The following is an 11784-nucleotide window of genomic DNA, read 5'->3' as shown; positions in this document are numbered from 1 at the left end:
ACAGTATCAAAATCCGAAAAGTTATCAAAGGGAATCCCTAAAATTGTTAATTCTTCTTTATTTACATCAAGAGTCATAGCACACCTCCTTATATAGAGTTATCCTTATTATACCATAAAATCGGTATTTTCACCTAAAGGATAGAGACCAAAAGATATATGTAAGCATATAGATTAATACTTACAGAACTAAAAATATTCCCCTGTTTTTAGTCCAACTGAAACCCATACTTTCCAAACCAGGTCTTAAGAAAAAAGGTAGAGAAAAAGGTAGAGTTTGAATTGAAATACAGTGCAATATATCGCATTTGGCAAAAAGAAAAAACGCTTGAAATCAGCGTTTTTCTTCTGTATTGATTCGTATTGAACCCCTACTTCACTTCTGTAAACACAACGTGTTTGCGAAGTTTTGGTGAGTATTTCTTCAATTGAAGACGGTCTGGAGTGTTACGTTTGTTTTTAGAAGTAAGGTACAAGCGTTCACCAGATTCTTTGTGTTCAAGTGTAATATTTACGCGCATGGTATCTCCCTTCTATTATTCAGCTGATGCAGCTTTAGCGATCTTACGTCCTTTGTAGTATCCTTTAACTGATACACGGTGTGAACGTGAGTAATCTCCAGTTGCTTCGTCAAAGTTTACAGATGGAGCTGTTACTTTGTAGTGCGTACGACGTTTGTTTTTCTTCGCTTTTGATGTGCGACGTGCAGGTACTGCCATTTCGTTTTTCTCCTTTTAAGGTATAAATTCAATTAGGTTTGATTTTCATCAACTTTAACAGTATAACAAAACTTTTTTGTAAAGTAAAGTTACTTGACAAAAAATTGTTAAAAAAATCTCCCACCCCATCAAATGGGACAGGAGTTCTCCTTAAAGGTCTATTTCAAATGGCTCATCAATCGTTTCCGAAACGTATTTGCCATCCTTTTTTCGTTGTTTGACACATTCTGTCAGCAGGTACTCGATCTGCCCATTGACCGATCGAAAGTCATCTTCTGCCCATGATGCGATAGCAGCATATAACTTGGCTGACAATCTAAGTGGAATCTGTTTTTTCTTTTGGTCAGCCATTCTTAATAGAGACTTCCCGTATTAACAATTGGTTGTGCATCATGATTGCCACAGAGAACGACAAGAAGGTTCGAAACCATGGCTGCCTTCCGTTCTTCATCTAGCTCTACAATCTCTCCTTCGCTCAGGCGTTCAAGGGCCATTTCAACCATCCCAACTGCTCCATCGACAATCATCTTCCGCGCATCGATAATGGCAGAAGCTTGTTGTCGTTGAAGCATAACAGCTGCGATTTCTGGAGCATAGGCCAAGTAGGTAATACGAGCTTCTAGAATTTCAAGCCCAGCATCTTTTACACGTGCTTGAATCTCTTCTCGAATACGACTGGCCACAATTTCACTGGAGCCTCTTAGGCTACCCTCATCTGCCTGGCCGTCTCCTGTCGTATCGACATTAGGAGCTACATCATAAGGATAGATGCGGACAATATTACGAAGAGCACTATCACACTGCAATGAGAGATATTCTTTGTAGTTATCCACATTGAAGACTGCTTTAGCAGTATCCACTACACGCCAAGTGACTGCAATACCGATTTCTACAGGATTTCCCAAACAGTCATTAATCTTCTGACGAGAGTTGTTCAAGGTCATCACTTTTAAGGAAATATTCTTTTTACCTGTCTCGATAGAAATACTGTTACCTTCTGCTGTTTTACTGACAGACATGGGTGACTTGGTGGTGACATCACCACTTTGGCCCAAACGGGTGTTATTGGCAGGATTGACAGCGACACAGAAGGGATTGACAAAGTAAATACCCGCTTCTCGAATGGTTCCAATATAATTCCCAAACAAGGTCAAAACCAAGGCTTCTTGCGGTTTAATAATTTTGATCCCCGCATAGCACACCAGACTAGCAATAAAGAGAAAAATACAGGTAATAACTGCAATCGCAAGTGGAAAACCTTCTGGTAGACTAGCAATCGCACTAATAAAGGCTAAAACTAAGACAAGATCCCCAACTAGCAAGCCTATAAGGGCAGCTAAGCCGTTTTTCTTTTGGGTTAAAATTTTTTCTTCCATGGGACGAACCCTTCTTTCTTTGTGATATCTAAATGATATCACTTTGCTTACAAAAGTCAAGATATAACTGTAAATTATTTTAGCAAGAAACCGAGCAAGCTGAATTGTCTGAAAATTCAAGAATTTTCTTCTGTCGTTGGGCCGTAAATTGTGCTATAATAATAAAAAATACGATGAGAGGGAATCAGATGACAGAATTAGATACACGCCATCGCAGTAGTGTCTACGACAGCATGGTCAAGTCCCCTAACCGGGCTATGCTTCGGGCAACTGGGATGACAGATGAAAACTTTGAAAAACCAATCGTAGGGGTAATCTCTACTTGGGCTGAAAACACACCTTGTAACATGCACCTCCATGATTTTGGAAAATTGGCCAAAGAAGGTGTAAAAGATGCAGGAGCTTGGCCAGTCCAATTCGGAACCATTACGGTTGCGGATGGGATTGCTATGGGAACGCCTGGGATGCGCTTCTCCTTGACGTCTCGTGATATCATAGCAGACTCTATCGAAGCTGCTATGGGCGGTCACAACGTGGATGCCTTTGTAGCCATCGGGGGTTGTGATAAGAACATGCCTGGTTCGATGATTGCCATTGCTAATATGGATATCCCTGCAATCTTTGCTTATGGTGGGACCATTGCCCCTGGTAATCTGAACGGCAAGGATATCGACTTGGTTTCTGTTTTCGAAGGGATCGGGAAATGGAACCATGGTGACATGACTGCTGAAGAAGTGAAGCAACTGGAATGTAATGCCTGCCCTGGCCCTGGTGGCTGTGGTGGTATGTATACGGCTAACACCATGGCGACAGCGATCGAAGTCCTTGGTATGAGCTTGCCAGGTTCCTCTTCTCACCCTGCTGAATCAGCTGATAAAAAAGCCGATATCGAAGAAGCAGGTCGTGCAGTTGTCAAAATGCTTGAAATGGGACTAAAGCCATCTGATATCTTGACTCGTGAAGCCTTTGAAGATGCGATTACAGTGACCATGGCACTTGGTGGTTCAACAAATGCGACCCTTCACTTGCTTGCGATCGCTCACGCAGCTAACGTTGATTTGACACTTGAAGATTTCAATGATTTCCAAGAGCGTGTGCCTCACTTGGCAGACTTGAAACCTTCTGGTCAATACGTCTTCCAAGACCTTTACAATGTCGGTGGTGTACCAGCCGTCATGAAATACCTTCTTAAGAATGGTTTTCTTCATGGGGATCGTATCACATGTACTGGTAAAACGGTGGCTGAAAACTTAGAAGCCTTTGCTGATTTGACACCAGGTCAAAAAGTTATCATGCCACTTGAAAATCCAAAACGTGCAGATGGTCCATTGATCATCTTGAAAGGGAACTTGGCTCCAGAAGGGGCGGTTGCCAAAGTATCAGGTGTGAAAGTTCGTAACATCACGGGTCCTGCTAAGGTCTTTGACTCCGAAGAAGCTGCCATTGAAGCGGTTCTTTCGGATGAAATCGTGGACGGCGACGTTGTTGTTGTGCGTTTCGTAGGACCTAAGGGTGGTCCTGGTATGCCGGAAATGCTGTCCTTGTCATCCATGATCGTTGGGAAAGGCCAAGGGGACAAGGTTGCCCTCTTGACAGATGGACGCTTCTCTGGTGGTACGTACGGTCTCGTTGTTGGACACATCGCGCCTGAAGCTCAGGTCGGCGGTCCAATCGCCTACCTCCACACAGGGGATCTGGTAACAGTTGACCAAGATACCAAAGAAATCACCATGCACGTCTCAGACGAAGAGTTGGCGAAACGGAAAGCTGAAACAACCTTGCCACCACTATATAGCCGTGGGGTTCTCGGTAAGTATGCCCACACGGTATCCTCTGCTTCACGCGGTGCCGTAACCGACTTCTGGAATATGGAACAGTCTGGTAAACAATAAGATAAGAAAAAACTCACTTTACTGATTTGTAAAGTGAGTTTTATTGATTTATCTCGGAGGAAGACCAAGGGCGATGCGCCCGTATCGGCTGATTCGTGTAATTTTCCAAGCTGGCGACCAGGTTACTTCTACTTTGACGTCTTCGATACCGTCAATTTCTTTTAGGCGGGCGACGATTTCGATAGGCAAACTTTCCGCACAGTCACAAGCGGTATCGGTAAAGGTCATGACTACCTTGCAAGTCCCTTCCTCATCCAGATCCAACTCATAAATCAAACCGAGGTTGTAGACATCCAATTCAACATCGGTATCAAACACAAGCTCTAACTTCTCAATCAATTGTTTCTCCAGTGCCAAGGCACGGTCGTTAATCTTGATATCCTCTCTCATCTCGCTATCCTTTCCCTCCTTTGATGAAGACTATTTTCTCACAATTCTGACAATAATGCAAGTTCACCTAGAATGAGATCGAATGACAGCTAAAAATCAAACTATCCGTCTTAAGACTGATTTAAAATTACAGGAACTTATCTTAAGTTTTCTTTAAGTTTTCCGATTTATACTAGTACCATCAAATGAAGACCTCCTAACTTTGTTTGATAGAAAATCCTAAACTTTTTCATAATAATCTCCCATAAAGGCCACCAAATTCGGTGGCTTTTTTCTATGTACCTTGGCGAACGTTAGTGAGCTTAGGTACATTGATGCAGTTCGAACGCTAGTGAGAACTACGTTCCTTATTTTTTTACGAGCATCAGCGAGTTTAGGTACGTTGACGCAGTTTGAGCGGAGATAACTAGACTCCTATAAAAAGGATGTGTGAAGAAAGTTTTAAAACCTTCAAAAATTTTTTTCAGCTCTATCTTTCTATTATTTCCTATATTTGTAGGCGAAATAGCTATTTTACGGGCTTTGTCCCCCGATAATTCCTTTTGCCTCCTCCAAGTTCTTGTGCTATAATGATACGGATACTGTTCATTTTAACAAGGAGGCGCATTATGAAACAAAACCATTCACGTTTTCTCATTCCAGGGATCCTTTTACTAGGAGTGGTCTTGCGGGCCCCATTTACGACCCTCTCCACTGTCTTATCAGATATTGCTGCTAGCTTTGGTGTCGAGGTGAGTTCTCTTGGCCTCTTGACGAGTCTACCCCTCCTAACATTCGCTATTTTCTCTCCTTTTGCTACTAGCTGGGCGAGACGCTTTGGGATTGAGCGACTCTTTCTCGGAGTCTTGATCCTGATGACGATTGGATCTGCTCTACGCACCATCAATCTGCCTCTCCTCTATGTGGGAACTCTTTTGATTGGTGCTGCTATTGCCTTTATCAATGTCCTTCTACCAAGCTTGATCCAAGCCAATGAGCCAAAACGTCTTGGCTTCTTGACAACCCTCTATATCACTGCAATGGGCTTGTCTACTGCAATAGCTTCTTCTGTCGCTGTTCCTATCACTCAAGCCACCTCTTGGCAAGGTCTGGTTTGGGTGCTGACAGTCGTCTGTGCGCTCGCTCTTGTGATCTGGGTCCCCAATGCTCGTCACAATCATTATTTGAAAAAAAGCTCTTCTTCTAATGAAAATAAGACTAGCTGGTATAAGAATGGTAAGGTCTGGGCTATCATGCTCTTCTGTGGTCTACAATCTCTCTTATTCTATACCACTATGACCTGGCTTCCTACCATGGCGACCCAAGCCGGCATCAGTCAAGCCAATGCAGGAATTTTAGCATCTGTATTCACCCTGATGAGTCTTCCCTTCTCTATGACCATTCCAAGTCTCACCACCAGCCTTTCTGAACAAAGCCGTCGCACCATGCTGATAACAACTGTTTTAGCTGGTTTTACTGGAATTGCCATGCTGTTACTAAAGACAGACAACTTCATTTACTGGTTGATCCTGAATATCTTGATCGGAAGTTTTACGAGTATCTTATTCCCTTACCTCATGGTTACCTTCTCCATGAAGTCTAGCTCTCCTGAGAAAACTGCTCAGCTCTCTGGACTAGCTCAAACAGGAGGATACGTCTTTGCTGCACTTGGGCCTATCTTATTTGGTTCAAGCCAACAAATCTTCCACTCTTGGACACCTGGTATTTTAATCCTTCTTGTCGTTGCTTTGTTTATGAGTATGGCTCTCTATCAAGTAGAAAAATCTGATATCATCCTTTAATCCACTAGGTCCCATTGAGTAATGGGATCTATTTTTTATACAAAAAAAGAATCAGGACATTCCTGATTCTTTGCTATATCTTAATTATTCGTAAAATGATACGTGTACGTGGTCGTAGTGATTTTCTGTTACGCTACCACGGTCTGGCATTTCATTCCAAGTGTTTGCTGGTCCATAAATGTTGTTTACTGGAGCATAGAAACGTTGTTTCCAGATGATGTAAGAAATTCCATTTTCTTGCATGTGATCAATCGCATATTGAGCTACTTGGTCACCGATTGCTGAACTTTCTGGAACCATAACGTCGATCGCAAGACCTTTACCGTGATCTTCTGGGTCACCAGGACGGTAACCACCGATGTCAGTCAATCCAAGTTCATTTATTACTTGTTCTTTGAATTTAATTGCTTGAGGTTGAAGACCTTCATTTGAAGTTGGAGTTGCTGTTGAAGGAGTTGAAGCTGTCGTATCAACAACTGGTGCTGGTGCACCATATTGTGGTGTTGAAGCAACCGCAGTAACTTCTGGTTCTGCTGGGACTTCTACGACTGGAGCTGGTTCAGCTACTGGAGCCGCTGGTGCTTCCTCAACAACTGGTGCTTCTACAGGAGCCGCTACTTCTGCTGGCGCTGCAGCAGGTTGTGCAGGCGCTTCTTCAACAACTGGTGCTGGTGCTTCCTCTGCTACTGGAGCTGCTGGTGCAGGTGTTTCAGCTGATGCTTCTGGGGTTGGTAAGCTTTCTGATACTTGCTCTGCCACTGCTGCTACAACTGCAGGTGCTTGAGGGAGTTCTACAGCTTGGTTGCTTTCATCTGCTACTGGTTTTGTCAAATCACCCACTGCAACAGTTTGGTTGTCCACTTTGATTTGGTTGTTTGTCAAATCAGCAGAAGTTGTCACAGTTGCGTCAGCATTGCCTGCTGTAGGAGTTTGGATTTCTACACCTGTCACTTGATTTTGATCATTGACAGTTGTTGTCAAAACAGTTCCTGGGAAAATCAAATCAATGTTGCTGATTTGGTTCAAGTTTGCCAAAACAGTTACGTCAACATTCAAAGCTTCCGCAATCGTGCTTAGGGTATCCCCATATTTGATGGTGTAGGTTTGTTTGTTTTCTGAAGTTGAAATATCTGCACGAATTTCATCTACAGAACGGGCAACCCAATCCCCATTTGATTCTGCTTTACCAGTTGTAAATGGCAAGACCGCCATAGCAACAGTCGAAGCAATTAAAGCCTTTTTATTTACTTTCTTCATACGTTCTTTCCTCGTTTTCTTATTATCGGAGATTTATCTCCAGACAGATACATTTAATATTCTACCACATTTTTTGTCTTTAAAATGGCTCTTCTTTTCTTTTAATCTAACTGACCCTAATTTGTAACATTAGTCCTTTCTTGTTACAATCTCTTAACAATTAACGACAGTTAGTACTATTTGGATAATCAAACAAATTCATTGTATCAGAAGCCTTTGAGAGCCCTGAATGAAGGGATTTTAGAAGATTTTTCAGTTGAATAGAGGCTAAAAAACACCCCAAGTTCGTGTCCTGTAGACATCACTTGGGGTGCTATTTTTAACGGCCTGTATCTTATTAATTGAACACGCCCTAAATGCTGTGTGCAAAACGCAAACTGTAATAGTACTAACTTCAAAGGCACAGTAGCTGATTGGATTTTTCTCTCGCTTTAAGAGCTCGGAAAAATCCTAATCAGCCTTGTGGGGGCAGGACAACGAAGCATTCTATACAACAGTGCTTCTGTCCTGCTCCCTATTTTCCTTTGAGTTGCTTAACGGCTTTGTATCTTATTTGACCTTCATCATTCGGACCAGGTTGGCGCGTTCGGCTTCTTCGAGTTTCATTTCGATATAGTAGATGGTTTCTTTGAGGTCTGGAATCGTCGCATATTCCAATCCATTGACTCGACGGCGCGTTTTTTCAATCTCATTGGCCATGAGCTGACAAGTTTTTTCAATCTCTGCTAAGCGCAACAGGTCTGGAAGGAGCTCTTCCATTTCTTGAATGGTATTGTCCATCTGGCTATTGGAAGCCACGTAACTGTAGACCACATCTCCCTCATCGTCTCCATATGGATTGTCAATATGGGCATGCATCTTGGGCACGCGCACACTCATGATGTTCTCCGTCTCGATATGCAGGCTGACTTCCCGCGTCGGAACTGCAAAGATTTCCTGGACCATGAGGTCGTTTTCCAGACATTTGGCCAGGACAAATTCTTGCATATTGCCAATGAGAGCGGCTTCAACCTTCTGACGGAGGCGGTCATTTTCACGGACCGATTCGATGAAGCGTCGCATGAGCTCGTCTCGTTTGTCCTTGAGAAGTTTATGCCCTCTGGTTGCCGTTTTCAGACGCTCTTTGAGGGTGTTTAACTCCATCCGAGTGGGTTTGACATTTAATCGTGCCATCTGACTTCCTCCTTTCTACTCCTAGGCTTGTGCTTCCTGAGAAGTTTTTGGGAGGTATTCGTCAATCATGTCATCCTTGATCCGCTTGAGCTCTGTCCGTGGCAAGATAGCCAGCAATTCCCAACCTAGATCCAGACTTTCTTGAATGGTCCGATTGGTAGTAAAGCCTTGGTTGATGTACTCCTTCTCAAAGCGATCGGTAAACTTAACATAGAGCTTGTCTGTATCGGACAAGGCGGATTCTCCAAGCACCACGGCTAACTCTTTGGCTTGTTTCCCTTGGGCGTAAGCCGCAAAGAGCTGGTTCATGGTCGCCGCATGGTCTTCCCGAGTCTTGCCTTCACCAGAACCCTTGTCCTTCAAACGAGAAAGGGATGGAAGAACATTGATCGGTGGGCGGTAACCACTATTGTAGAGATCGCGGGACAGGATAATCTGACCCTCTGTGATGTAGCCTGTCAAGTCAGGGATAGGGTGGGTGATGTCATCTTCTGGCATGGAGAGGATCGGAATTTGGGTCACCGATCCCTTTTTCCCAACCAAACGTCCTGCACGTTCGTAGAGGGTTGAGAGGTTGGTATAGAGGTAACCTGGATAGCCCCGACGACCTGGAACTTCCCGGCGGGCAGCAGATACTTCCCGAAGGGCCTCACAGTAGTTGGTCATGTCCGTCATGATGACCAAGACGTGCATGTCTTTTTCATAGGCCAAATATTCTGCCGCAGTCAAGGCAATCCGAGGAGTCGCAATCCGCTCGATAGCTGGGTCGTTGGCTAGGTTGATAAAGAGGACAGAGCGGTCAATAGCTCCTGTTTCCCGAAGGTCGTTCATAAAGAACTCGGCTTCTTCAAAGGTAATCCCCATAGCCGCAAAGACCACGGCGAAGTTTTCTTCGGAATTAAGAACCGTCGCCTGACGAGCAATCTGAGCTGCCAACTCCTTGTGAGGGAGACCAGAACCTGAGAACACGGGGAGTTTTTGGCCCCGAACCAAGGTATTCAAATGGTCAATGGCTGAGATCCCTGTCTGGATAAATTCATCCGGATAGTCCCGCGAAACAGGATTGATGGCTTGGCCATCAATGTCCAAGTACTTCTCTGGGATAATCTCTGGACCACCGTCGATCGGTTTGCCCATCCCGTTAAAGATGCGGCCCACCATGTCTTCAGACACAGGGAGTTCTAGGGGACGTCCGGTAAAGCGAACCTTGGCTTTTTCCAAATTAATCCCGCTAGATCCTTCAAAGAGTTGGACCATGGCCTTGTCTTCTTGGACTTCGAGGACTTGTCCCTGACGGGTTGTTCCGTCATGGAGCTTGATTTCTACGAGTTCATTGTAGTGAACCCCCTCGACCTGATCGACAATCATCAAGGGGCCAACAACTTCGCTGACAGTACGGTATTCTTTAATCACGCTCATTGTCTACTCCTCCTTTTGCGACGATTTGGTGTAGGGTTTCTACGATTTCTTCTTTCAAGGCTTGAATGGTTGCCAACTGATCCTCATGGATGAACTTGCTCCGGGCAATGCGGTCTCGAAGAGCTACGGTTCCTTCCATAATTTCTGTGAAGTAAGCCCCTAATTCTAGTGCTTTTTGACTTTCTTGGTCAAAGGTCAAAATGTTGGTCAACAAGGCCACCTGCTTGCTGAAAGAAGTATAGGTGTCCACCTCATCAAAGGCATTTTGTTGCAGGTAGTCTTCGCGGATCATCTTGGCCGCATTCATGGTCAAGCGGTCCTTTTCAGACAAGGAATCCAGACCAACCAGGCGAACGATTTCTTGCAATTCACTTTCTTTTTGCAACAGGTTCATAGCACGGGTCACTTTTTCAGACCAGCTGATTTGTTCATGTAAATCGATATAGCGACCAACTTCATCCTGATAAAGGGAATAAGAACTCAACCAGTTGATAGCTGGGAAGTGGCGACGTTGGGCCAATTGAGCATCTAAGCCCCAGAAAACCTTAACAATTCGCAAGGTATTTTGCGTTACCGGCTCTGAAATATCTCCACCTGGAGGGGAAACGGCACCGATCGCCGTAATCGAACCTTCGCGCGCAGTAGTTCCAAGTGTCTTGACTCGACCGGCCCGCTCGTAATATTCGGCGATCCGGCTACCAAGATAGGCTGGGTAACCTTCATCTCCGGGCATTTCTTCTAGACGACCAGACATTTCACGGAGAGCTTCTGCCCAGCGCGATGTCGAATCGGCCATGATAGCAACAGAATATCCCATGTCACGGAAGTATTCCGCAATGGTGATCCCTGTGTAGATAGAAGCTTCCCGCGCTGCTACTGGCATGTTCGAAGTATTGGCAATCAGAACCGTCCGTTGCATGATGGATTGACCGGTCGTTGGATCGATCAATTCTGGAAATTCATTCAGAACGTCCGTCATTTCATTTCCACGTTCCCCACAACCGACATAAATCACGATGTCTACATTGGCAAACTTGGCCACCTGGTGTTGCACAACGGTTTTTCCAGCTCCGAAAGGACCAGGAACAGCTGCAGCTCCACCTTTCGTAACAGGGAAGAAGGTATCAATAACCCGTTGACCTGTGACCAAAGGCTCTACCGGAATCAGTTTTTGTGCAAAGGGACGGCCTCGACGAACTGGCCATTTTTGCATCAGGGTCCCAGTAAAGAGGCTACCATCTGCCTGCTCGATCTCATAAACTGACTCTTCCACTGTGTAAGAACCTGCTTCGATCTTGGTCACACGTCCACTAACACCAAACGGTACCATGATACGGTGCTCCACCATATTGGTCTCTTGAACCGTACCGACGATGTCTCCGGCAACCACCTCTGTCCCTTCAGTCACGCTTGGTTCGAAGGCCCATTTAGTGTCCCGATCTAGATTTGGAACTTGCACCCCACGAATAAGGAAGTCACTGGCAGTGACTTCTTGGAAGCGTTCCAAGGGGCGTTGGATCCCGTCAAACATCTGAGAAATCAAGCCTGGTCCCAACTCGACAGAAAGGGGGGCTCCGGTTGTGACCACTGGCTCTCCTGGACCGACTCCAGACGTTTCTTCATATACTTGGATAGAGGCTTCGTCCCGCCGCATCTCAATAATTTCGCCAATCAAACCAAGATCGCCGACCCGGCAAATGTCTTGGATATTGGCCTCCTGCATCCCTGATGCGACCACCAAGGGACCGGAAACTTTAATAATTTTTCCTTGAGTCATG

Annotated in this window: 11 protein-coding genes; 2 read left to right on the top strand and 9 right to left on the bottom strand. The window is 44.8% G+C overall.

All coding sequences use genetic code 11. The features are described 5' to 3' along the window. Positions 1 to 370: 370 nt before the first annotated feature. The 4 genes from rpmG to K1J10_RS01895 all read right to left on the bottom strand — a co-directional run bounded on the left by rpmG (position 371) and on the right by K1J10_RS01895 (position 2094). Positions 371 to 520 (bottom strand): 50S ribosomal protein L33, encoded by a 150-nt coding sequence (rpmG, locus tag K1J10_RS01910; protein WP_001265622.1) that lies wholly within the window; start codon positions 518 to 520, stop codon positions 371 to 373. A 15-nt stretch (positions 521 to 535) separates the two neighbouring features. Continuing rightward, positions 536 to 718 (bottom strand): 50S ribosomal protein L32, encoded by a 183-nt coding sequence (gene rpmF / locus K1J10_RS01905; protein WP_223355685.1) that lies wholly within the window; start codon positions 716 to 718, stop codon positions 536 to 538. A 150-nt stretch (positions 719 to 868) separates the two neighbouring features. Then, entirely contained in the window at positions 869 to 1069 is a 201-nt protein-coding gene (locus tag K1J10_RS01900) for a PTS ascorbate transporter subunit IIC (protein ID WP_003011522.1), read from the bottom strand. A gap of 2 nt (positions 1070 to 1071) precedes the next feature. Beyond that, positions 1072 to 2094: an SPFH domain-containing protein gene (locus tag K1J10_RS01895; protein WP_048690698.1), complete on the bottom strand. Its 1023-nt coding sequence runs from the start codon at positions 2092 to 2094 to the stop codon at positions 1072 to 1074. Positions 2095 to 2282: 188 nt separating this feature from the next. On the opposite strand from K1J10_RS01895, the gene ilvD reads away from it, so the two are divergent. After that, a complete protein-coding gene (ilvD, locus tag K1J10_RS01890; protein WP_006597056.1) occupies positions 2283 to 3986 on the top strand; it encodes a dihydroxy-acid dehydratase in 1704 nt (567 codons plus the stop codon). A gap of 48 nt (positions 3987 to 4034) precedes the next feature. Here the strand turns inward: ilvD and K1J10_RS01885 are convergent, their stop codons facing one another. Beyond that, entirely contained in the window at positions 4035 to 4376 is a 342-nt protein-coding gene (locus tag K1J10_RS01885; protein WP_006595245.1) for a metal-sulfur cluster assembly factor, read from the bottom strand. Between the two features lie 608 nt (positions 4377 to 4984). Here K1J10_RS01885 and K1J10_RS01880 point away from each other — a divergent pair. Beyond that, entirely contained in the window at positions 4985 to 6157 is a 1173-nt protein-coding gene (locus K1J10_RS01880; RefSeq protein WP_223355684.1) for a CynX/NimT family MFS transporter, read from the top strand. A gap of 84 nt (positions 6158 to 6241) precedes the next feature. On the opposite strand, the gene K1J10_RS01875 is transcribed toward K1J10_RS01880, so the two are convergent. The 4 genes from K1J10_RS01875 to K1J10_RS01860 form a co-directional block, all read right to left on the bottom strand. Continuing rightward, complete coding sequence (locus tag K1J10_RS01875) at positions 6242 to 7414, bottom strand: LysM peptidoglycan-binding domain-containing protein (protein ID WP_006595247.1); 1173 nt, start codon at positions 7412 to 7414, stop codon at positions 6242 to 6244. 549 nt (positions 7415 to 7963) lie between these two features. Beyond that, entirely contained in the window at positions 7964 to 8587 is a 624-nt protein-coding gene (locus K1J10_RS01870; RefSeq protein WP_223355683.1) for a V-type ATP synthase subunit D, read from the bottom strand. Positions 8588 to 8608: 21 nt separating this feature from the next. Further along, positions 8609 to 10006, bottom strand: a complete 1398-nt coding sequence (locus K1J10_RS01865; protein ID WP_154859272.1) for a V-type ATP synthase subunit B — start codon at positions 10004 to 10006, stop codon at positions 8609 to 8611. Continuing rightward, positions 9993 to 11783 carry a V-type ATP synthase subunit A gene (locus K1J10_RS01860; RefSeq protein WP_223355682.1) on the bottom strand — a complete coding sequence of 597 codons (1791 nt, stop codon included), beginning with the start codon at positions 11781 to 11783 and terminating at the stop codon, positions 9993 to 9995. Before K1J10_RS01860 ends, K1J10_RS01865 begins: the two co-directional genes overlap by 14 nt. Between the last annotated feature and the right edge of the window lies 1 nt (position 11784).

It is taken from the genome of Streptococcus australis (assembly GCF_019930045.1).
Lineage (GTDB): Bacteria > Bacillota > Bacilli > Lactobacillales > Streptococcaceae > Streptococcus > Streptococcus australis_D.
The sequence above is the reverse complement of the archived record's forward strand: the minus strand, read 5'-3'. Positions and strand labels throughout refer to the sequence as shown.